Origin of the sequence: Fusibacillus kribbianus, from assembly GCF_030053595.1 — a bacterium.
In the GTDB taxonomy this organism is placed as follows: Bacteria; Bacillota; Clostridia; order Lachnospirales; family Lachnospiraceae; genus Lientehia; species Lientehia kribbiana.
Genome location: NZ_JASGBQ010000002.1, coordinates 190,874 through 213,761, shown reverse-complemented (window position 1 = coordinate 213,761; position 22,888 = coordinate 190,874). Strand labels below are relative to the sequence as shown.

The 22,888-nt window shown below is 49.7% G+C and carries 20 protein-coding genes, 1 other RNA gene and 1 pseudogene; 19 read left to right on the top strand and 3 right to left on the bottom strand.

Annotated elements, in window-relative coordinates; genetic code table 11:
• Window positions 1-5: 5 nt before the first annotated feature.
• The 5 genes from thyA to QJ036_RS02685 all read left to right on the top strand — a co-directional run bounded on the left by thyA (window position 6) and on the right by QJ036_RS02685 (window position 4,081).
• On the top strand, window positions 6-836 hold the full coding sequence (gene thyA / locus QJ036_RS02705; RefSeq protein WP_283229899.1) for a thymidylate synthase: 831 nt from the start codon (window positions 6-8) through the stop codon (window positions 834-836).
• Between the two features lie 11 nt (window positions 837-847).
• The gene (locus tag QJ036_RS02700; protein ID WP_283229898.1) at window positions 848-1,336 is read left to right on the top strand and encodes a dihydrofolate reductase; all 489 of its coding nucleotides are present in this window, start codon (window positions 848-850) and stop codon (window positions 1,334-1,336) included.
• A gap of 71 nt (window positions 1,337-1,407) precedes the next feature.
• On the top strand, window positions 1,408-1,566 hold the full coding sequence (gene rd / locus QJ036_RS02695; protein WP_283229897.1) for a rubredoxin: 159 nt from the start codon (window positions 1,408-1,410) through the stop codon (window positions 1,564-1,566).
• A gap of 193 nt (window positions 1,567-1,759) precedes the next feature.
• Entirely contained in the window at window positions 1,760-3,274 is a 1,515-nt protein-coding gene (locus QJ036_RS02690; RefSeq protein WP_283229896.1) for a putative DNA modification/repair radical SAM protein, read from the top strand.
• 42 nt (window positions 3,275-3,316) lie between these two features.
• Complete coding sequence (locus tag QJ036_RS02685; RefSeq protein ID WP_283229895.1) at window positions 3,317-4,081, top strand: TIGR03915 family putative DNA repair protein; 765 nt, start codon at window positions 3,317-3,319, stop codon at window positions 4,079-4,081.
• A 19-nt stretch (window positions 4,082-4,100) separates the two neighbouring features.
• Here the strand turns inward: QJ036_RS02685 and QJ036_RS02680 are convergent, their stop codons facing one another.
• Window positions 4,101-4,508, bottom strand: coding sequence for an RrF2 family transcriptional regulator (locus tag QJ036_RS02680; protein ID WP_283229894.1), 408 nt, complete (start codon window positions 4,506-4,508; stop codon window positions 4,101-4,103).
• A 383-nt stretch (window positions 4,509-4,891) separates the two neighbouring features.
• Between QJ036_RS02680 and QJ036_RS02675 the strand changes: the two genes are divergently transcribed.
• The 14 genes from QJ036_RS02675 (at window position 4,892) to QJ036_RS02610 (ending at window position 20,853) form a co-directional block, all read left to right on the top strand.
• Window positions 4,892-5,647 (top strand): PLP-dependent transferase, encoded by a 756-nt coding sequence (locus tag QJ036_RS02675; RefSeq protein WP_283229893.1) that lies wholly within the window; start codon window positions 4,892-4,894, stop codon window positions 5,645-5,647.
• Window positions 5,648-5,822: 175 nt separating this feature from the next.
• Window positions 5,823-6,482 carry a deoxyribose-phosphate aldolase gene (gene deoC, locus QJ036_RS02670; RefSeq protein ID WP_283229892.1) on the top strand — a complete coding sequence of 220 codons (660 nt, stop codon included), beginning with the start codon at window positions 5,823-5,825 and terminating at the stop codon, window positions 6,480-6,482.
• Window positions 6,483-6,532: 50 nt separating this feature from the next.
• Window positions 6,533-6,985 carry a cytidine deaminase gene (locus QJ036_RS02665; protein ID WP_283229891.1) on the top strand — a complete coding sequence of 151 codons (453 nt, stop codon included), beginning with the start codon at window positions 6,533-6,535 and terminating at the stop codon, window positions 6,983-6,985.
• Window positions 6,986-7,454: 469 nt separating this feature from the next.
• A complete protein-coding gene (locus QJ036_RS02660; RefSeq protein ID WP_283229890.1) occupies window positions 7,455-8,411 on the top strand; it encodes an ABC transporter permease in 957 nt (318 codons plus the stop codon).
• Window positions 8,412-8,427: 16 nt separating this feature from the next.
• Window positions 8,428-9,312, top strand: a complete 885-nt coding sequence (gene opp4C / locus QJ036_RS02655; RefSeq protein ID WP_283229889.1) for an oligopeptide ABC transporter permease — start codon at window positions 8,428-8,430, stop codon at window positions 9,310-9,312.
• Between the two features lie 12 nt (window positions 9,313-9,324).
• Window positions 9,325-10,326, top strand: a complete 1,002-nt coding sequence (locus QJ036_RS02650; RefSeq protein ID WP_283229888.1) for an ABC transporter ATP-binding protein — start codon at window positions 9,325-9,327, stop codon at window positions 10,324-10,326.
• On the top strand, window positions 10,323-11,294 hold the full coding sequence (locus tag QJ036_RS02645; protein WP_283229887.1) for an ABC transporter ATP-binding protein: 972 nt from the start codon (window positions 10,323-10,325) through the stop codon (window positions 11,292-11,294). Before QJ036_RS02650 ends, QJ036_RS02645 begins: the two co-directional genes overlap by 4 nt.
• 60 nt (window positions 11,295-11,354) lie before the next feature.
• Window positions 11,355-13,043 (top strand): ABC transporter substrate-binding protein, encoded by a 1,689-nt coding sequence (locus QJ036_RS02640; protein WP_283229886.1) that lies wholly within the window; start codon window positions 11,355-11,357, stop codon window positions 13,041-13,043.
• Window positions 13,044-13,128: 85 nt separating this feature from the next.
• A complete protein-coding gene (locus QJ036_RS02635) occupies window positions 13,129-14,451 on the top strand; it encodes a M20/M25/M40 family metallo-hydrolase (RefSeq protein WP_283229885.1) in 1,323 nt (440 codons plus the stop codon).
• A gap of 81 nt (window positions 14,452-14,532) precedes the next feature.
• A non-coding RNA gene (gene ssrS, locus QJ036_RS02630) (6S RNA) lies at window positions 14,533-14,712 on the top strand.
• Window positions 14,713-14,799: 87 nt separating this feature from the next.
• Entirely contained in the window at window positions 14,800-17,160 is a 2,361-nt protein-coding gene (locus QJ036_RS02625; RefSeq protein ID WP_283229884.1) for a SpoIID/LytB domain-containing protein, read from the top strand.
• Window positions 17,161-17,187: 27 nt separating this feature from the next.
• Window positions 17,188-18,390, top strand: a complete 1,203-nt coding sequence (locus QJ036_RS02620; protein WP_283229883.1) for an NADP-dependent isocitrate dehydrogenase — start codon at window positions 17,188-17,190, stop codon at window positions 18,388-18,390.
• A 63-nt stretch (window positions 18,391-18,453) separates the two neighbouring features.
• Window positions 18,454-19,359, top strand: coding sequence for a S8 family peptidase (locus tag QJ036_RS02615; RefSeq protein ID WP_283229882.1), 906 nt, complete (start codon window positions 18,454-18,456; stop codon window positions 19,357-19,359).
• 63 nt (window positions 19,360-19,422) lie between these two features.
• Window positions 19,423-20,853, top strand: coding sequence for a DUF6612 family protein (locus tag QJ036_RS02610; protein WP_283229881.1), 1,431 nt, complete (start codon window positions 19,423-19,425; stop codon window positions 20,851-20,853).
• Window positions 20,854-20,871: 18 nt separating this feature from the next.
• Here the strand turns inward: QJ036_RS02610 and QJ036_RS14305 are convergent, their stop codons facing one another.
• Window positions 20,872-21,300: an ABC transporter C-terminal domain-containing protein gene (locus QJ036_RS14305; RefSeq protein WP_416388537.1), complete on the bottom strand. Its 429-nt coding sequence runs from the start codon at window positions 21,298-21,300 to the stop codon at window positions 20,872-20,874.
• Between the two features lie 48 nt (window positions 21,301-21,348).
• Window positions 21,349-22,788, bottom strand: a pseudogene (gene abc-f, locus QJ036_RS02605) (ribosomal protection-like ABC-F family protein); the annotation flags it as partial.
• Window positions 22,789-22,888 lie beyond the last annotated feature (100 nt).

Sequence of the window (22,888 nt, the reverse complement as noted above, 5' to 3'; positions counted from 1 at the left end):
GATTCATGAGCTATGCGGACAGAGTCTTTATGGATACCTGCAGGGACATCCTTGCAAACGGTGTCTGGGATACGGATTATGATGTGCGTCCCAGATGGGAGGACGGAACGCCGGCCCATACCATCAAAAAATTCGGTGTGGTGAACCGGTATGATCTTTCGAAGGAATTCCCCATCATTACCATCAGACGGAGTGCCTTTAAGGGTGCCATTGATGAGATGCTGTGGATCTGGCAGAAGAAATCCAACCGGGTTTCGGAATTGAACAGCCATGTATGGGATTCCTGGGTGGATGAAGAGGGAACCATTGGTAAGGCCTACGGGTATCAGCTTGGTGTTAAGCATCAGTACCGGGAGGGAATGTTTGACCAGGTGGACCGGGTGCTTTATGACCTGAAGCACAATCCTGCCAGCCGGCGGATCCTGACCAATATTTACAATCACCATGATCTCCATGAGATGATGCTGTACCCCTGTGCCTACAGCATGACCTTCAATGTGTCAGGAAATAAGCTGAACGGCATCCTGAATCAGAGGTCTCAGGATATGCTGACAGCAAACAACTGGAACACGGTTCAGTATGCGGTGCTTCTGTGCATGTTTGCCCAGGTGTCCGGACTGGAACCGGGGGAGCTGGTCCATGTGATCGCCGATGCCCATATTTATGACCGGCATATTCCCATGGTGGAGGAGCTTCTGAAGCGGGAGCCGTATGAGGCGCCGGAGTTTGTTATGGATAAGTCTGTTACCGATTTTTATAAATTCACCGTAGACAGCTTCAGTCTGAAAGACTATCGCTATCATCCCTTCGGGGAGAAGATCCCGGTGGCGGTTTAAGGAGGAAGAAGATGCAGATAATCGTTGCGGCTGCAGAAAACTGGGCCATTGGAAAGAATGGTGATCTTTTGTGGCATCTGCCCCAGGATATGAAGTTTTTCCGTGAAAAGACCACGGGAAATGTGGTGGTCATGGGACGAAAAACCCTGGACAGCTTTCCGGGCGGTCGGCCTTTGAAAAACAGGACAAATCTGGTGCTGACGGCCAACCTGGAGTTTGAACGGGAGGGAGCTTTCATGGTCCACAGTGTGGATGAGGCTCTTGCCTGGCTTGAGAATTATGATCCGGAGCAGATTTTCATCGCCGGTGGAGGACATATTTACAGAGAATTTCTGCCTTACTGCGATACCGCCTATGTGACACGGGTCCATAAGGACTTTGAGGCAGACACCTTTTTCCCTGATCTGGATTCGGATCCGCAGTGGGAGCTTTTCAGCCGTGGGGAAGAACTTACCCATGAAGAGCTTTCCTTCTCATTTGATACGTATAAAAGGAAATGAACACTTGAAAAACAGGTGGACTGGTGCTATGCTTGTCTTGATAAAAAATTCAGAAAGGAAAGGTGAAAATCATGAAGAAATACGTATGCGGCCCCTGCGGTTATGAATACGATCCTGAGGTAGGCGATCCCGATAACGGTATCCCTGCAGGAACAGCATTTGAGGATCTTCCGGAGGATTGGGTATGCCCCATCTGCGGAGTTGGCAAGGATTCCTTTGAGGAGGAATAAAACAGGACACAGACAAAAAATGATTGTCCGGTAATGGAGGAGGCGTTATGCTTCCTCCATTTTTTCATTTCAGGCAGAATGGCTCTGTGTTCCCAGTTTCTTATAAAAAGAACAAACGTTCTGAAAACCCTTGCCATAACGGCTTTGAAGTGTTATACTGTAACAGAACATACATTCGGAATCGGAGGGCCCCATGGAAATCGGACAGGAAATCACAGGATTACAGGAAAAACTGCGGATATTGGCTGATGCAGCCAAATATGATGTGGCCTGCACCTCCAGTGGTGTGGGCAGGAGCGGAAAACGGGGATACACGGGAAATTCCGTGGCTGCCGGTATCTGTCACAGCTTTGCATCGGACGGCAGGTGTATTTCACTTCTCAAGATCCTTTTGACGAATCACTGCATTTATGACTGTAAGTACTGTATCAACAGGCGGTCAAATGACGTGGTACGGACTGCATTTACCCCGGATGAGGTCTGTCGTCTGACCATGGAATTTTACCGTAGAAACTATATCGAAGGATTGTTTTTGAGCTCCGGTGTGATAAAGTCTCCCAATTATACCATGGAGCAGATCTATGAGGTCCTTTATAAGCTGAGGGAGGTTTACCGGTTCAGAGGCTACATTCACATCAAGGCCATTCCGGGAGCGGACGAATCGATCCTTGATGCGGTGGGGCTTTTGGCGGACCGGATGAGTATTAATCTGGAGCTTCCCACCGCAGAGAGTCTTCATGCCCTGGCTCCTCATAAAAGCCGGGAGACGATCCTTACGCCCATGCGCCGGATTCAGGGGAAGATATCAGAATCCCGGATTTCCATGGGACAATCGCCCAGTCTGGAGCGGGCATGGGGAGTGAAGAATTTTTCTCATGGTATTTTTTCGGAAAAAGAGGAACGGATTTCGGATACGGGGGCTGCGGCAGCTTCGGAGTCTTCATTGACTGTTGAGTCTTCACTGACTGTTCCGGGGCAGTCCCGGTATCCGGCCCGGCAAAGGGAGATCCGCACTTATGCTCCGGCGGGACAAAGCACTCAGCTCATTGTGGGAGCTACCCCTGAGAGCGATTATCATATGATGATGGTGACGCAGGCGCTCTACCGCCAGTATGATTTGAAGCGGGTATTCTTTTCCGCCTATGTGGGGCTTAACGAGGACAGTGCTCTGCCTGCACCGGGGGAAAAGCCGCCGCTTCTGAGAGAACACCGGCTTTATCAGGCTGACTGGCTTCTTCGCTATTACGGCTTTCGGGCTGAAGAGCTTTTATCGGAGGACAGACCGAATTTTAATGTCTATCTGGATCCTAAGTGTGACTGGGCGGTACGGCATCTGGAGTGCTTTCCGGTGGAGATCATGAGGGCCGATTATGAGACCCTTCTCAGAGTACCGGGGATCGGTGCCAAATCTGCCAGGAGGATCCTGCAGGCCAGGAGAATCGGAAAACTGGATTTTTTCGATTTGAAGAAGCTGGGAGTGGTGCTCAAAAGAGCTCATTACTTTATTATCCTCAACGGAAAGCAGATGTTTCCGACGGCACTGGAGGAAAATCGCATTACAGCCGGACTCATCGGCGACAGCCGGAAAAAGAACTGGGAGCTGGAGCATACGGAGTGTTACCGGCAGCTGAATTTGTTTGATGATATGAAGCTTTCCGTGGAGGCGGAGGCGGAGGATTTCGGAAAGGCAGCCATGGGACAGCTCTGATGCAGCCTGCCTTTTGATAAGGCGGGAGAGAGGGGATGGAGGATGCGGGGATATTTGTGTGAGGATTCTCTGGAAGGGATCTTTACCGGGATTTACGATGCCTGGGCTTCCGGCCTGGGACATGATGGCGTACGTGTCCTTATGAAGAACCAGTACGAGCCGGAGTTTTTTATGGAGTATGAGGAGGTTCTGCCGGATTCGGAAAAGGCGGAGAAGGTGGCGCGTTCCATCAGGAGAAAAATTTCGGCGGAAGCTTTTCGAGCGGTGTACCGGACAGCTGTTTCACGGGAGCCGGAACGGGCAGATATCATATACCGTTTTCTGGTGGAAGGCTTCCGATATGGCAGGGAGACGCTGCAGCTTTTGCAGCTTCCTGCCGTGAGGCGGCTGTTTGAGGTGGACAGAATGGTGGGAAATGAAGCACACCGGTATCTGGAGTTTATTCGTTTTGAACAGATGAAAAACGGTGTGCTGTTTGCAGAGATTTCTCCCAAAAGCCGTGTTGTCACACTGGTTGCATCCCATTTCGCCGATCGGTTTCCGGATGAAAACTGGGTGATCTATGACGATGTTCACGGGGAAGCAGCCATCCATGGAGCTGGGAAGGACTGGGCAGTGGCCGGGCTTTCTTTGGAGGAAGCGGATGCTTATCGGAGAAACCAGGGAGTTTCTGACGAATATGAGGATCTTTGGAAGACCTTTTTTGAAGCGACCGGCATTCGGGAGCGGGAAAACTATCATTGTCAGAGGAATTTTCTCCCGCTCTGGTACCGGAAGCATATGACAGAGTTTTCTTCTTCCAGATGAGTTTAATCGATCAGGGAATTTATACTTTTCCCTCAACCAGATCAGAAAGGGTGATATGGAAGAAAAAATCGTGCACCACGGAATCAAATTTTATCCACATCGGCAGAGTTTTACAGACAGCTTTTCTTGGGCAGAGTTCTGCCTCGTTGACGAGACATGCAACGGAAGCGAGTGTCCCTTCCGTTAATTCCAGAATCTCACCAACTGTATATTCTTTCGGGCTGCGCGTAAGACGATATCCGCCGCCCTTTCCGCTTGTGCCCTTTACCAGTTTGCCTTTAACCAGTATTTTTACCACGATTTCCAGATATTTTTTTGAAATTCCCTGTCTGCCGGCAGCTTCGTCAAGAGGGACAGGGGACTCGGTCGATTGTTCAGCCAGATCTATCATAAAGCGAAGGGCATATCTTCCTTTTGTTGAAATCATAATAGCATTCCTCCTTTTTCTCCTATTCTACCTCAGTGGAATGGTATTATGCAAGAAAAACCTATTTACCCATTGATATAATAGGCAAATAGGTGTAATATAAGCACAACGAATTTGAGCAATCAATCTGGAAAGGAGAAGAATGCTATGTACAGAACAAACAATTCTTATGAGCTTATCATGTGTTGTTGCCGAATGTTGTTCTCCCGGACATTTTTATATGGCCAGGTGCATTCGTCTGCTTTGTGTTGCACCGATGTATGATTTTTCGTTATGAAATTCTTATCATGCCATTTGTCCGGGAGCTTTTGAAGCGTCCCGGATTTTTTATGCTCAAATTCCCATTATACCAAAAATCTGAAGAATAAAAGGAGATTATCGTTATGAGCAATTATAAATTTGAAACACTTCAGCTTCATGTAGGACAGGAAAAACCGGATCCCGCTTCGGATGCACGGGCAGTCCCTATTTATGCGACTACTTCCTATGTGTTCCACAACAGTCAGCATGCTGCAGACCGTTTTGGGCTGGCTGATGCAGGTAATATCTATGGCCGCCTGACCAATTCCACACAGGCAATATTTGAAGAACGGATCGCCGCGCTGGAAGGCGGTGTGGCGGGGCTGGCAGTTGCCTCCGGGGCAGCAGCAATCACTTATACGATTCAGACACTGGCTTCGCAGGGGGAACATATTGTTGCTCAGAAGACCATCTATGGCGGCACCAGCAATCTTCTGGCGCATACACTTCCCCTCTATGGAATTGAGTCTACCTTTGTTGACGTACATAATCTGAAGGAGGTAGAGGATGCCATTCAGCCCAATACCAAGCATCCAGATCATACTTTATATGAGAAATATTTCCCCAATGGCGGAGCATCTATTTTTACCTTTGAGATCAAAGGAGGACAGGAGGAGGCCTTCCGGTTTATTGACAACCTGAAAATCTTTTCCCTGCTGGCAAATGTCGCTGATGTGAAATCTTTGGTTATCCATCCGGCAACGACCACTCATTCCCAGTTGACGGATGAGGAACTTGCAAATGTGGGGATCAGCCGCAGTACCATCCGGCTTTCCATTGGCACGGAGCATATTGATGATATCATCGCAGATCTGGATCAGGCTTTCGATGCAGTATAAGGAGAAGGACGGGGAAATGCTTCATGTCATATGAATGGTCTCAATGCGGAAAACCTGTATAAAAAGCTGCCGCACCTGCTTTAAGGAACCTTCCTTAAATAGGGATAGCAAAAAGAAATAAATCGTGCTATAGTAAAAAGGAGTTTAAATACAGGTAATAAGGAGAGACGAGATCATGAACAGAGAAGACATTTTGAAGCGTGTGGACCATACTCTTTTATCCCAGACTGCTACCTGGGAAGAGATTCAGACGATTTGCGATGATGCGATCTGCTACGGGACTGCATCGGTATGTATTCCTCCGTCCTATGTGAAGAGGGTGAAGGAATATGTGGGAGACCGCATGGCGGTTTGTACGGTCATCGGTTTTCCCAATGGCTACAATACGACTGCAGTGAAGGCCTTTGAGACGAGAGAGGCTCTGAAGGAAGGCGCCGATGAGATCGACATGGTGGTGAACCTTGGCGATGTGCGGGAGGGAAATTTCGAAAAGGTTACGGAAGAGATCCGGACTCTGAAGGAGATCTGCGGGGATAAGATCCTGAAGGTTATTATTGAAACCTGTCTGCTTACGGAGGAAGAGAAGGTCGCCCTCTGCAAGGCTGTGACGGATGCAAAAGCAGATTACATCAAAACCTCCACCGGCTTTTCCAAAGCGGGAGCTACCTTTGCCGATGTGGAGCTTTTCGCGGCACATGTGGGGCCTGATGTGAAGATCAAGGCAGCAGGCGGCATCAGCTCCTTTGACGATGCAGAGAAATTTGTGAGCCTCGGTGCGGACAGGCTTGGAACCAGCCGTCTGGTGAAGATCATAAAGGCAGAAAAGCAGGCTTAAGCGGTTTTACAGATCAGGGTGGATTTGGATAACGAGAGGAGGGGGATACCATGTCGGAAAATTCGAATACTGATAAAAACAGTCAGGGGATCCCCCTGCCCCTTCCGACGCTCATCGAAGCGGCAAAACATCAGCTTGCGCTGGCATATGCACCGTATTCCGGGTTTCATGTGGCAGCTGCACTTTTATGCAGAGACGGGAGTATCTATACAGGCTGTAATGTGGAGAACGCTTCTTATCCGGCAGGAAACTGTGCGGAGCGGACGGCGGTGTTTAAAGCAGTCAGTGAGGGAAAGCGGGATTTTATCTGTATTGTCATTATGGGAGGGAAAAATGGCAGGGCAGAGGATTACTGTCCGCCCTGCGGCATCTGCAGGCAGGTACTCAGAGAGTTTGTACATCCGAAAGAATTTCAGGTGATTCTGGCGAAACCGACTGGGGAATATCGGGCGCTTTTTCTGGAGGAGCTCCTTCCAGAAAGCTTTGGACCGGAATACTTATAAGCGTTTTCAACAGGAATCACTGCTGAGAATTGGAGGTTCTTACCAAAAATATAATATTTTTGCTCTTTTTATAAAACATTTTGTCTCAATAGTTGATTTTTATTCGGGTTTTATGTATAATATGATTAGTAAATAAAAAGGGGAAACGTATCACGGAAAACCTTGACAATACGGATGGGAATATTATGACGGGGATGCAGCCTCTTTTTAGAAAATCTGCCGCCGAAGAATTGCGGCGGCGGTTCTGCCCTCAGGGCATTCGTATGCTCCGCATGGAGTATACGTTCCGTCAGACTCCGTATGTCGATGCAAGTACATATAAAGAATAATCTTTTCCGGAGGCGTAGAGGTTTCCGAAAAGAGGGTACTGTTTTTGTATGGATAAAGGGGTCTTTTACAAGACTCTTTTGTGTTTTTATTCGAGAAAACGTTTTTTGATGGAGAAAAAGGGAGTAAAAGGAGGAAGCCTATGAAACTCAAGTATGTGGGAAAGCGAATATTGATCATTATCCCGACCTTTATCGGTATTACAATACTCGCTTATTTTCTGTCGTCGATGGCACCAGGTGATCCTATTGATATGATCGTGGGTACTGCACAGCTTAGTGCCGAGGATATTGCCCGACTGAAGCATCATTATGGACTGGATCAGCCGGTCATTATCCAGTATTTCCACTGGTTTATCAGAATGCTGCAGGGGAATTTCGGTATTTCCTACCGGACAACTGAGCCTGTATTGGAGATGATCTTAAACAGATTGGGGCCGACCCTTCTGATCACTCTCACATCAGTTGTAGTATCGGTGATCCTGGCTATTCCCATGGGCGTAGGTGCAGCGGTTAAGCCTTATTCTCTTTGGGATTACATTGCTTCCGGTATTTCATTCCTGGCAGCGGCAGCTCCCAACTTCTTTGTCGCGTTGCTTTTGGTTTATATTTTCGGCGTACGTATGAAGGCTCTGCCCATCAGTGGTATGTATACAACGGCAAGCTCAAAATCCTTTGTGGATCTATTGCGTCATATGATCCTGCCGGTGACGGTCCTTGCATTCCAGCAGATCGGTAATTTGATCCGCCAGGTCCGCGGCAGTATGCTTGAGGTACTTCAGGAGGATTACATAAGGACTGCGAGAGAGAAAGGTCTTAAGGAAAAACGTGTCGTTATCCGCCATGGTCTCAGAAACGCTCTGATCCCTGTTGTCACAACGATCGGTATGAATCTGCCTTTCATCGTTGGCGGTGCCGTTGTAACAGAACAGATCTTCAGCTGGCCGGGAATCGGTTCCTTGATGGTGGATTCCATAAATGCCAGAGATTATCCCTGTATCATGGGAATCACAGTATTTATAGCCATTGTTGTTTTGATCGGAAACCTGATTACTGATCTTATTTATGGGTTATTGGATCCGAGAATCAGCTATAAATAGATGGGAGGAGATACAAATGGGTAACGAAAGCAAGAATAAGAAAAATAAAAAGAACTCCTATATGCACGATGTACTGGAACGCTTTATGTCTCATAAGCTGGCAGTCATCGGACTGGGGCTGATTATATTATTGATTATACTGGTAATTGTTCTTCCTCCGCTTTTGAAGCTGGATCCGTATACTTCATTTTCGAAGGGCGGCTTCAATCAGAAGCCCAGTGCAGAGCACTGGCTGGGAACAGATCGGACAGGCCGTGATATTTTTGCGCGTCTTGTATACGGCGGACGGATCTCGCTTGTTGTAGGTATCCTGTCAACGATCGTATCCATGCTGATCGGTGTTCCTCTTGGACTGCTGGCCGGTTATTACAGAGGCTGGGTTGAGACGATCATCATGCGTCTGGCAGATGTGTTCATGTCTTTCCCTTCCATGATGCTGATCCTGGTTCTGGTGGCTGTCATGGGTCCGTCCGTGGTTTCCATCACGGTGGTTCTCGGTGTTTTAGGCTGGACACAGTTTGCAAGACTGATACACAGCCGGGTACTCTCGGTTCGTGAAAAGGAATATGTGGAATCGGCAAAGGCAATCGGAACGAAGAACTGGAAGATCATTACTAAATATATTCTTCCGAACTCCTTCGCTCCCTGTCTGATCACGATGACTTTCCGTACTGCTTCGTCCATTTTGATGGAGGCATCCTTAAGCTTCCTGGGTATGGGCGTGCAGCCCCCTACGGCTTCCTGGGGAAATCTGATGTATGACGCCCAGTCCATCGTGGTTCTTTCCAAGCAGCCCTGGACATGGGTTCCGCCGGGACTTTGCCTGGTGATCACTGTCCTTAGCATTAACTTCTTTGGCGACGGTCTGCGCGATGCCCTTGACCCGAAGATGAAGATATAGGAGGAGAGAGCCATGCAGGAACAGAAGCCATTATTGGAAGTAAAAAATCTGAGAACATATTTTTATACCAGAAAGGGCGTTGTGCCGGCTGTTGACGGCGTGGATTTTCAGGTGGCGCCCGGTGAGATCCTCGGAATAGTAGGAGAGTCCGGATGCGGAAAGAGCGTGACTTCTCTTTCGATCCTGAATCTTCTGATAGATTATGCGAAGATCGAAAAGGGTAGTGAGATCAATTTTGACGGCCGCAATCTGGTGGAGCTTTCCAAAAAGGAAATGTGCAAGGTGCGCGGCAAGGATATTGCCATGATCTTCCAGGATCCCATGACTTCCCTGAATCCGGTCATGACCATCGAAAAGCAGTTGATGGAGACCGTTCAGACTCACAGAAATGTGTCAAAAAGTGAGGCAAGGAAGCTGGCATTGGACATGATGATCAAGGTAGGCATTCCTTCCCCCGAGAAGAGACTGAAGGAATATCCTCATCAGCTCTCCGGCGGTATGAAGCAGAGAGTTATGATCGCCATGGCACTCATGTGCAATCCCAAGCTTTTGATCGCTGATGAACCGACTACGGCACTCGATGTGACCATTCAGGCACAGATCCTTAAATTGATGAGAGAACTTAAGGATGAGACCGGTTCTGCAATTATGCTGATCACCCATGATATGGGCGTTGTGGCTTCCATGGCCGACGCTATCATGATCATGTACGCCGGCAGAGTGGTTGAGTACGGACGTGCAAAAGAAGTCTTTAAGAATCCGAAGCATCCTTATACGGTCGGACTGCTGAAATCCATTCCCAGACTGGATGAGAAGGTAGATTCCCTGTTTACCATTGAAGGTACTGTACCGAATCAGTACAATATGCCGGCAGGCTGCAAATTCTGGCCTCGCTGTCCGTATGCAACAGAAAAGTGTAAGACGGAGGAACCGTCCCTGATTCAGTATGGTGACTGTCAGGTAAGGTGCTGGAAATACGATGAAGAAAACAGAAAGGAGGAAAACGAAGCATGAGTGAAACACCCTTAGTTGAAGTGAAGAATCTGAAAAAATATTTCGTTGCCTCCAAAAGTATTTTAAAGAGCAAGAGGACTTATGTAAGCGCTGTAAACGGTGTCAGCCTGCAGATTAAAAAAGGCGAGACTCTGGGACTTGTAGGTGAGTCCGGCTGTGGAAAATCTACTCTCGGAAGAACGATCCTTCGTTTGACACCGTCCACCTCGGGAGAAATCTATTTCGATGGTCAGGATATCAATAAGCTGAGCAATGAGCAGATGCGTCTGATGAGACAGAAGATGCAGATGATCTTTCAGGACCCTTATTCCTGTCTCAATCCCAGAATGAACATTCTGGAACTTGTGCGGGCTCCTCTGGATGTATTTCAGGTGGGAACTCCTGCGGAGAGACTGGATAAGGTAAAGGAAATGCTGGAGATCGTAGGTATGGGTGAGCAGCATATGATGCGTTACCCCCATGAATTTTCCGGTGGTCAGAGACAGCGTGTGGGAATTGCAAGGGCTCTGATCTCCAATCCGGAGTTTGTAGTCTGCGATGAACCGGTATCGGCTCTTGACGTTTCTGTGCGTGCATCCGTACTGAATCTGATGAATCAGCTTCAGGAGCGGTTTGGACTTACATATTTGTTTATTTCCCACGATTTAAGCGTGGTAAAGCATATCAGCGACAGAGTAGCTGTTATGTACCTTGGCGGTATCGTGGAGATCACATCCAAGGATGAGTTATACAAGAATCCGCTTCATCCTTATACGAAAGCGCTGCTGTCGGCGATCCCTCTCCCCGATCCGGAGAAGAAGGCGGCACCGAAGATCCTGGAGGGTGATCTGCCCAGTCCCTATAATCCTCCTGCAGGCTGCAGGTTCCACACAAGATGTGAGCACTGCACAGCGAGATGCAAGGAGGAGGCTCCTGTACTTAAGGATATGGGAGGCGGACATCAGGTTGCATGTCACCTGTACGATTGATCAGGTATTTGCCGGAAAAACCGGTTGATACAAATAAATAATATTATATGGAGGAACAATATGAAGAAGAGCACACGTTTCTTGGCAGTTCTGCTTGCAGGCGTGATGGTTCTCAGCATGGCAGCCTGCGGCGGAAGCAGCGACAGCGGCACTAAGGCAGCTACTGAGACAAAGGCAGCCGGCGAGACAAAAGCAGAAGAGAACAAGGGCTCCGAGAACACCGGAGCAGAGAAGATTGTCACCATGGCAATCACCAACTCATGGGCAACCTGGTGCCCCTACTTTGATGCCGGCAATTACACCGACATCATTTCCGATCAGCTGTATGATCGTCTCTGGGTAACTTTAAAGGATGGTACTGTTGAGCCTCGTCTGGCAAAGAGCTATGAGATCGCTCCTGACCATGCCAGCATGACGATTCATCTGGATGAGGCTGCAAAATTCAGCGATGGCGAGCCTGTAACTGCTGACGACGTTATTTTCAGCGCAAAGCTGGACTGCAATCCTGAGTTCAACTCTGTAAAGAGAGACCAGATGAAGTTCGTTAAGGGTACTACCGAAGGCGGCGTTTGCGAAAACGAAGCTGATTTCGGATGGGAAAAGATTGACGATTATACCGTTAAGCTTTCCTTCAAAGAGCCCATGAATGAGCTGAACTTCCTGACCATGATGAACCGTTACTTCTATATCATTCCTGAGCACATCTACAGCCAGTACTCTGTAGCTGAGCTGAACGAGGCAGGTCCCTGGAAAGATAATATGATCGGTTCCGGTCCTTTCATTTACGATACCTCCATCGATGGTGAGCGTATTGAGATGGTTAAGAACGAGAATTACTTCCTTGGTACTCCTGATATCGACCGTCTTGTTATCCGTGTCGTTGAAGGAAGCCAGCTTCTTTCCAGCTTGATCAGCGGCGAAGTAGACGTAATCGCAGGCGCAGGTGTTGCTTCCATGCCTCTGTCTGACTGGCCGGCAGCACAGGAAGAGGAGAACCTTGAGACTGTTTCCGCTACTACATGGGCATATCAGGCAATGATCATCAACTGCACCAGCGACAAGATTCCCAACGCAGAGTGCAGAAACGCTATCAACATGGCTGTAAATCGTCAGGCTATCGTAGATAACCTCCTTGAAGGCCAGGGCGTTGTTCTTTACGCACCTTTCAGCAATGAGCATCCTTTCGTAGATGAGTCCAAGCTGACTCTTCCTAAATATGATCCTGAAGCAGCTAAGGCAAAACTGGAAGCCAACGGCTTCGACTTCAGCCAGACTCTGGAACTGATCGTTCCTGTCGGCAATGAAGTTCGTATTCAGTCTACCGTTCTGATTCAGCAGGATCTGGAAGCTATCGGCGTGAAGACCAACATCACTCAGTATGACTTCCCTACTCTGATGCAGATGATGCGTGACGGTGATTATGATCTTGGTATGTGCGGATCTGCCGGTTCCATCGATCCTACCGAGCCTCTTGGATGGCTTGGCCTTGGTACCAACCAGAACTTCCCTTGCATCATGGATTATTCCTACACCGAGCTGTTTGGTTCCACCAACTCTGTACTTGATACAAAGGAAAGAGCAGAAGCATTTGTGAATGTATGGCAGCATCTGTTAGATGATTCACCTGTTTGCTACCTCTACTCCGCAAACTTCCTTGCTGCATACAACAAGGATAAGGTATCCGGTGTTGATTATGATCTGAGCGGACAGCTTAACTGGAAGACCTGGACCTGGAAGGTTAATCAGTAATTTCCAAAATTGAGATCTATTGCAGGCGGCCTTTCCGGCCGCCTGTTTGATTCTGGCACCATATTAATAAAGGAGGGAAATAGAGATGAATGAGATGTATGTGAAGCATCTGCAGGGAATGGTTCAGATTCCTACCGTTTCCAATGCGGATGATTCCAAAATGGATTTTGGTCAGTTTGAAAAATTCCATCAGTATCTGGAGGAGATTTTTCCTGCGATCCATTCCACGATGGAAAAAAAGGTGATCGGTAAGGCAGGTCTGCTTTACAAGTGGAAGGGAAAGGACTCTGACAAGCTTCCGGTACTTCTGATGGGACATCAGGATGTAGTGCCCGAAGGTGATCATGACAAGTGGAAATATCCGCCTTATTCCGGAGAAGTGGCAGAGGGCTGTATCTGGGGCCGAGGTACCACCGACTGTAAATGTGTCATTCTGGCAGAGATGGAGACTGTGGAGGCTCTGATCAAAGAGGGCTTCCAGCCGGATTATGATATTTATCTGGCATACGGTTATAATGAAGAGGTCCAGGCACCGGTTAAGAGTGCAAAGGAGATCGTCAATTATTTAAAAGAGCAGGGCGTACGTCTCGGCTGTGTATTTGATGAGGGAAGCGGCATTACCGATGGAAGAGTCATGGGTTATGACGGCTATGTCTGCCAGGTAGAGCTGGGTGAAAAGGCTTACCATGACTACGAAATCTATAAGGATGATGCGGGTGGACATTCTATGGAACCCGGACAGGGAACTGCACTTGGTTCTGTTTCCAGAGCAGTTGTTGCCCTGGAAGCAAATCCCTTCCCCTATCGCCTGACTGACATTGTTGAAAATCAGCTGAAAGCTATGTCCCAGTGTATGACCGGTGAGAAGGCGGCTGTTTATGCTGATCCCAAGGGACATTGGGAGGAGCTTTGTGCCATGGCAAAAGAAGATAAGAAGCTGGATTCCCTGCTTCATACCACATGCGCTGTTACGATGGCATCGGGCAGCCAGCAGTCCAACATTTTGCCTGAGCATGCCAGCATGATCATGAACTGCCGTGTGCTTCAGGGCGATACGGAGGAATCCTTACTGGCTCATTTCCGTTCCGTGATCCCGGAGGATGTACAGGTGAGAAAGGTCCTGGGAGAGGATCCGGAGCCGGCTTCTTCTGTGGACGGAAGACCTTACAAGCTCATTGCGGAGATTGCAAAGGCCAACTACGGTGAGGATACCCTGGTGATTCCGGGGCTTCTGGCAGGCGGTACAGATTCCAGATTCTTCCCTGTGATCTGCGACAATGTATTCCGTCATACCGGTTTCTTCAGAGACGCAAGATGGGGCGCTGCTCATCAGGTCAATGAAAAGATTCCCTGTGACGCACTGGAATCAGCTATGAAGTTTTATCGAGAGCTTCTTCTGCGTTACTAGAGATCGTTATTTTGCCAGAAATTACCCTTGTCATAAAGCTGCTTCTGGTATATAATAGCTAATAGAAAATTTGAAGTGTATTTCAACCTGGAATGTTCGATCATCCTGTATGTTTTGAACCTACAGATTTGAAAACGGGATTCCTATATTGATGGGCGGATGTCGGGCCTCCTCAGAGTGGATGGCAGAAGTTCATTTGCGGTTACCCACCTAGCGAGGGCTAGGAATCAAAAGTACAGGAAACGGCATTTCGGGGGAATACGAAAGAGAGAGACAGCATATTATTATATGATAGTATGCTGTCTTTTATTTTTGGGCGAAAAGGCGGCTGCCAAAAGGAGGTAAGGAATGGGCAGAAAAAGAAGCTCAAACAGAAGAAAAATGCTTCCGGGAATCTTTTTAGCGCTTGCTCTTCTCGCAATTGTCGGTCTGTGTATCCGGAGCTTTTCGACGGAAAAGGAGGATACCGACGGTATTTCAAGGGCTCTGGCAGCCAGACAGACAGCGCTTTTGCTTGCATCTGCGGAGGAGATCAAAGGCGCCGGAGAAGCGAATGCTTCCGGAGCCTGGTATATGCCGTATGGAGCCTGCCTTTATGAAAAAGGGGTATGGGATAAAGAAGTGATACCGGATGACCGGGAAACCTACGAAGGCCTTCTGACATGGAATGAGCTTGCTTCGATGGCGGAGAAGCTTTCGCTGACGGAAGAACTTAATCCGGGCAAGGGGAACGTGACAGAAGAGGAATGGGAGGCATTTTATGAATTGCTTCTGAAAAAATATAACAGGGAAGGAGCGGTCGTCCGGAAAGAACTGACGATCATCGGCACGCCCAATCAGCTTTCAGAGGCGGGAGCCTGGGAGGTCTATACCGATCAGGGGGTTTTTTCTTTTGAAGGACTTTCCATGGACCGGTATGTGGACAGGCTTGTAAAAGGGCTGGTCAGAGGAAATCAGCTTCTGATGGTTACGGAGCTTTTGTCTGATGAAATTACATATGAGAACGTATGGATTGAGAGCTATGAAAACCAGGCGTTGAGAGTGAATGTGTGCGGTATCTGGAGAGAGCTTTCGCTGGGCAGAGAGGGCGAAAAATGCGGACAGGCAGTTGCGGATATCACCATGAAGGAGGGGAAAGTATCGGCGATTTTTCTTAAACGGGATTCTATCCGTGGAAAGCTCCTGGCTTTAGGGGAGACGGAGCTGGAGATTGAGGGTTACGGAAGGATTCCGACGGACGAGAAGTTTCGGGTCTTTCAGATCCGGGATGGATTTGAGGAATTCACCAGGGAAAAGCTGACGGTGGGCTACGATCAGGCCGATTATATTGTGGCAGGAGGGAAGATCTGTGCAGTGATCCTTGGAGAACCGGTCTTAGCCGGAAGTATCCGGGTGCTTCTGACCGATTACCGGATCGGTTCCATCTATCATGAGACGGTTTCCTTTACCTCTGACCATGGCTTTACCGTGTATTACGGGAAGGAGGAATCGGAACGCCATGGGGCGGGGGAACTGGTGGAGATGGCGGCGGCGGATGCCAGACTTTCAGAGGGGAGAATCCGAATTGTGCCGGATGAGGGAGGAAAAATCGGATTTACCTCTTTTTCGAGGAAATACGGAGAACCCTGGTATGAGGGAACGGCGGAGGTGGTCTGCTCGGATAACGGGCTTCTGATCATCAATGAGGTGGATCTGGAGACATATCTCTGTTACGTGGTCCCCAGTGAAATGCCGGAAAGCTATGGACTGGAGGCCCTGAAGGCTCAGGCTGTCTGCGCCAGGAGCTATGCCTGCCGGCAGATCGAAAAGGGAACCTACAGTCTATGGGGAGCCCATGTGGACGATACGACGGCTTTTCAGGTCTATAATAATACGGAAACAGATCCGTTAACCAGACAGGCGGTGGAGGAAACGAGAGGGCAGGTGATCACCTGCGGCGGGGAGCTGGTGACAGCCTATTATTACGCGACCTCCTGCGGCTATGGAAATGATCTGGCTGTGTGGGGAGAAAGTGAGAATGGATCTCCTTATCTTAAGAGCATCAGTATGTCAGACGGGGAGGCACCGGATCTGTCAGAGGAGTCCGCCTTTCGGACCTATCTGGAAACCCGGGATCCAACCAATCTGGAATACAGCGCACCCTGGTATCGATGGGAAACTGAGGTGTCTCTTGAGACGCTGAAGCAGAGGATGGACAGCTTTTTAAAGGGATACGCGAAGAATCACAGGGAGCTTGTTTTGTTCCGGGAGGAGGACGGAAGCTTCTGTGAGGCGGACGAAGACGGGCCGGAAACCATTGGAGAAATCGTTTCCATGACGGTACTGGAAAGAGAACGGAGCGGTTACGTGAGTATTTTTCTGGTGGAGGGAACCAAAGGGGCGGTGCAGATCCTGAGGCCGGGACCACTTCGGGCTTTTCTGGGCGGTACAGAACAGGTGTATCAGAAAAGCGACGGCAGCCAGGCAGAGGGGAAAACGATCCTTCCCAGTGCCAGTATCTGGCTGGAAGAAAAACAGGAGGAAGACAGTCTGAAGGGATATGTGATCCACGGAGGCGGCTACGGACATGGCGTCGGTATGAGTCAGACAGCGGCCAGTGCGCTGTCAGCCAGAGGAAAAACCTGTCAGGAGATCCTGCAGTACTTTTATCCGGGAACAGAGATCGGTGAGATTTTGTTGACACCCGTCAGAAATGTGCCTATAATGTAAACCAGTTGGGCTTACAAGGAGGACATTATGGAGAAAATTACAATGCAGACTCCCATTGTGGAGATGGATGGCGACGAGATGACCCGTGTTCTGTGGAAGATGATCAAGGAGGAGCTTCTGCTTCCTTTTATTGATTTAAAGACAGAATACTATGACCTGGGACTTCCCAACCGGGATGCCACCGATGACAAGGTGACGAGGGATGCGGCGGAGGCTACGAAAAAATACGGCGTCGCGGTGAAGTGTGCCACCATCACTCCCAATGCCGCCCGTGTGAAGGAATACGGGCTGAAAGAGATGTGGAAGAGCCCCAATGGAACGATCCGAGCGATCCTGGACGGAACGGTTTTCCGGGCACCGATCATTGTCAAGGGCATCGAACCCTATGTAAAAACCTGGAAGAAACCCATCACCATTGCCCGTCATGCCTACGGCGATGTATACCGGGCAGCAGAGATGAAGATTCCCGGACCCGGCACCTGTGAGCTTGTCTATACCGATGAGAATGGGGTGGAGACCAGGGAACTGATCCATGAATTCAAGGGACCGGGTGTGCTCCAGGGCATGCACAATCTGAATCGGTCCATAGAGAGCTTTGCTCACTGCTGCTTCACCTATGCGCTGGATACAAAACAGGATCTGTGGTTTGCAGCCAAGGATACTATTTCCAAGAAATATGACCATACCTTCAAGGATATTTTCCAGGAGATCTACGAGCGGGATTATAAAGCCCGGTTTGAAACGGCCGGCATCACGTATTTCTATACCCTTATCGATGACGCAGTGGCCAGAGTCATCAAATCGGAGGGCGGCTATATCTGGGCCTGCAAGAATTATGACGGAGATGTGATGAGCGATATGGTTGCCACCGCCTTCGGCTCTCTGGCCATGATGACTTCCGTGCTGGTTTCTCCTGACGGCAATTACGAGTATGAGGCAGCTCATGGTACCGTGCAGCGTCATTATTATAAATATCTGGAGGGAGAATCCACCTCCACCAACTCCGTGGCTACGATCTTTGCCTGGAGCGGCGCTCTCAGAAAGCGCGGAGAGATGGATGGGAATAAAGCCCTCATGGCCTTTGCAGACAAGCTTGAGAAGGCCACCATTGCCACCATTGAGAGCGGAATCATGACAAAGGATCTTGCGCTGATGACCACGATCCCCAATCCCCATGTGGCGGAGAGCGGAGAATTCATTAAGGAGATCCGGGGACGGCTGGAGGCCTGACTGTGGCGGTTTCCATCTTTCAGAATATGATAGAGTGAGGAACCGTTTTGCAGGAGGCGCAGGGTGAACCGCGTACATGAATTGATTGGCACCGAATGGGCCAGAAAACAGAATCTGACAGGAAAAGGCGTCGGAGTCGCAGTCCTGGATACGGGAGTTTATCCCCATCCGGATTTTGGCCGGCGCCTTCTTGCGTTTAAAGACATGCTTTCGGGAAAGAGAACTCCTTATGATGACAATTCCCATGGGACCCATGTGATGGGGGTGCTGGGAGGAAGCGGAGAAGGGTCAGGAGGCCTTTATGAGGGAGTGGCACCGGGCTGCAGTCTCATCGGAATCAAGATCCTTGACAGTCGGGGAAACGGTTCGGTTTCCAGTCTGCTGAAGGGACTCCGGTGGCTGAGAGACCACAAGAAGGAATATGGGATCCGGATCGTCAATATTTCGGTGGGCTCTGTTCCGAGAAAGGAAACCGGGGAGGAATCTGCCCTGATCCGTGGTGTGGAGGCTGCATGGGCCGACGGACTGGTGGTTGTGGTGGCTGCAGGAAATGAGGGGCCGGGAGCCCGGTCGGTGACGACGCCCGGAATCAGCAGGAAGGTCATCACGGTCGGATCCTCCGATGATCATCAGGCGGTGGAGGTGTGCGGCACCTCCATGGTGGATTATTCCGGTCGGGGACCCACATACAGGTGCATCTGCAAGCCGGATGTGGTGGCGCCGGGGGCGGCAGTGGTTTCCTGCAATGCCAGGAACGGAAAGGACACCCGTCTGTACGGAGTCAAGAGCGGCACTTCCATGGCAACTCCGGTGGTATCCGGAGCACTGGCTCTTCTCCTCGAAAAGGAGCCGGACATGACTCCCAAAGAGGTGAAGCTTAGGCTCAGGGAGAGTGCCGTGGATCTGGGGCTTCCCAGAAATCAGCAGGGCTGGGGAATGATTCATATTGCCAGACTGTTGAAACCGTGATAGGATAAAGTGGCAGGATTCAGACAGCTTTTGTGCCGGAAAAACCGGCAGAACGGAGATTCTATGAAGAAAAGAAGATTATTTTCCGCATGGATTCTTGTGCTTGTACTGGCGGCAGGAGTTCTTGGGGGATGCGGCAAAAAGAACACAGAAGAGACAGAAACGAGTGAGACATCCGGAAAACCGGCGGCGGCTTCGGAGCTGGTGGAGCAGGCGAGAGACGCCCTGGCCGGGGCAGATTCCATGAGCGGACAGCTTTCCATTGAAATGGCTATGGATTACAGCGCCCAGGGAGTTGAGGCGACCCTCGAATGTAAGGTTTCCCAGGATATGGAAATGGTACGGAAACCGGAGGCAGCCCATATGAAGGGGACCATTAACATTAATCTATCCGGCATTACCGTGGATACAGAGTCCTATGCGGTGAAGGAAGGTGACAGCTATGTGACCTACACCAAAAGCGCGGGACAGTGGTTAAAGCAGAAAGCGGACAGTGCCGATACCCAGGCAGATGCATCGAAAACCCTGGATATGTTGCTCAAAAATTCTGATTCTCTGACGATGGAAGAGACACAGGGAGAAGGCGGAAAGAAACTTTATCAGGTGAGCGGTGTCATTGAGGGCGGAGATTTTTCTAAACTTCTCGACCCTTCTGTGGGAGGCGTTACCTCTGAAGACTCTTATGGAGATCTGGATGCGGCAGTGACGCTTACCGTTGACGGGGAGAGCGGGATCCCTTCTGCGATCTCCATAGACCTGACAGAAAGCTACAATGCGTTCATGCAGGCCAACCGGGAAGCGGAAGGATTTGACGAGATTACAGTGACGGCCTTTTGTGTCACCATGTCCGGCTATGTATTAAACGGGGTTGGTGAGATCACAGTGCCGGAAGAGGTGAAGGCGTCAGCCATGGATATGGATGCTCTGGAGACCTCGCAGCCGGAGGAAAGTGAGACGTCTGATCCGGAAGAACCGGAAAGCAAAGATTTTGAGATCCAGCAGAATGAGTCCGGAGAGTACGTTCTGGGGACAAGCTGGGATGACAGCACAGCCAATATTGCAGTGCCGGCAGGCTTCTCCTATGATGCCGGCTCCGACAAAACCTGGCTTAAATTCAACAGTAAGGAAAACGATGGAGTCCATGAGCTTTCTCTGGTCTACAGCCTTTATACCCTCGATGACAATTACGGGGAGGAGGATCTGGCCCAGGTTCAGGAATCCACTTATGCCTACATGCTCACCTCCGGCGACTATGCGAAGGTATCCATGGAACCGCAGACAACTGTGACAGCTGGCGGAAGGACCGTTTCCTACACGAAGCTTTCCTATCTCTATCTGGGGACCATTTACTGCGAAGAGTACAATTCCTGGACTGTGCTTTCCGACGGAAGAATGATCCAGTGTACGGTGAAAGAAGAAAGCCGCGAGGAGGCCTGTGACAGGATCGATCCGGAGGAGATCCTTGAAACAGCCTTCGCGGCATTGAAAAACTGAACAATCTGAACGGTAAACCTATTCTGCAAGGCTCTCCCAAAGCTCGTAAAGGGCGGAGAGCCTTGTATCATTTTCTTCCTTTTCATGGGTCAGCTTCAGAAGCTCGCTCATGTTGGTGCAGATATCCGGTCTTGCAGACAGTTCGTCGATCTGAGCGTTCCTCTCTTCCAGGGAGGAGATTTCTTCCTCCGTCTTTTTTAATTCATTCTGGCGTTTCCGCTCTCTGGCTTTTTCTTCCTTCTGGGCCTGCCAGTCCAGACGGTTATCCGAAGGGACCGGCTGAGGAGAGAGTGCTTCTGCCGTTTCCTTTCCGACATAGGCGGCTGCCAGGGCTTCTCTTTTTTCCAGATAATAATCATAATTGCCGATGTAATTGATAAAGGTCTGCCCCTTAAGTTCCAGAATTCTGGTGGCGGTCCGGTTGATAAAATACCGGTCGTGTGACACATAGAGGACCGTTCCGGTGTAGTTATTGAGAGCATCCTCAAGAATCTCCTTGGATACGATATCCAGATGGTTGGTGGGCTCATCCAGGATCAGGAGATTGCTCTCCGAGAGCATCAGCTTTGCCAGCGATACCCGTCCCCGTTCTCCACCGCTCAGATCTCCCACCAGCTTGAATACGTCGTCGCCGGTAAAGAGAAAAGCGGCGAGAACGCTTCGCACCTGAGTGTTGTCCATGGACGGATAGGCATCCTGAAGCTCGTCGAAAAGAGTCTTTTCCATGTGGAGTACCTGCTGCTCCTGATCGTAATAACCGATCTTTACCCTTGAACCAAGACGGATATCGCCGTGGTCGGCGGGCAGCAGACCGTTTATGATTTTTAAAAGGGTCGTCTTTCCGGTACCGTTGTTTCCGATGACAGCCACCCGTTCTCCACGTTTGATCTCGAAGGAGACATCGGAAAAGAGGGTGTTGGTCCCGAAGGCTTTGGAAAGCTCCCGGACCGTCAGCACGTCATTTCCGCTCATGACCTGAGGCTCCAGCTTTATGTGCATGGCAGAGGCGGCTTCTGTGGGCTTTTCCACCCGTTCCATTCTGGAAAGCAGCTTTTCGCGGCTCTCAGCACGGCGGATGGATTTCTCACGGTTGAAGGAGCGGAGTTTCTGGATCACAGCCTCCTGATGGCGGATCTCCGCCTGCTGATTTAAATATTCCTTCATTTTGGCTTCCCGGAGCATGGCCCGCTTTTCGGCATAGGCAGTGTAGTTGCCGGAAAACATGGTGACATGGCCCTGATCGATCTCGATGATCTTTGTGACGACGCGGTCGAGAAAATAGCGGTCATGGGCTACGATGAGAACGCTTCCCGGATAATTCAGAAGATACGTTTCCAGCCAGGCGATGGAGGCCATGTCCAGATGGTTGGTGGGCTCGTCCAGAAGAATGATGTCGGGCCTGGAAAGCAGCAGCCGGCCCAGATACACGCGGGTCTTCTGCCCTCCGGAGAGGGTGGAAACCTGTTTTCCGAAATCCTCCTCGGAAAAACCGAGGCCCTTCAATACGCCGACGATCTCACTTTTCCAGGCGTAACCGTTGGCCTGTTCAAATTCATGGCTGGCCCTTGTGTAGGCGTCCATAAGACGGGAAAGCTCTTCGCCGTCGGCATGCTTCATGGAGGCTTCCAGCTCTCTCAGTCTCTTTTCCAGGTCAATGATATCCTGCTTGACCTCCAGAAGAGTGTCGTAAATGGTCTGATCCGACGTGCATTCCTGGTGCTGGGCCAGATATCCCAGAGTTTTATCTTTGGAAAGGACAACCGTGCCGCTGTCGGCAGAAAGCTCACCGGTAATGATCTTCAGAATGGTGGATTTTCCGGCTCCGTTGATGCCGACAATGGCAGCCTTTTCCCGGTCTTCTATATGAAAGGAGCCGTTTTCGATGATGGAAACGTCTCCGAAGGATTTGCTGATCTGATGGCAGGCTAAAATCATGATTCCTAATTCCTCCTCACATAAGTGCCTCATAAGGCATGCTGCAACAACATACATTGTAATAGTTACAAAGAAAATTGTCAAAGTTATTTGACAAGAA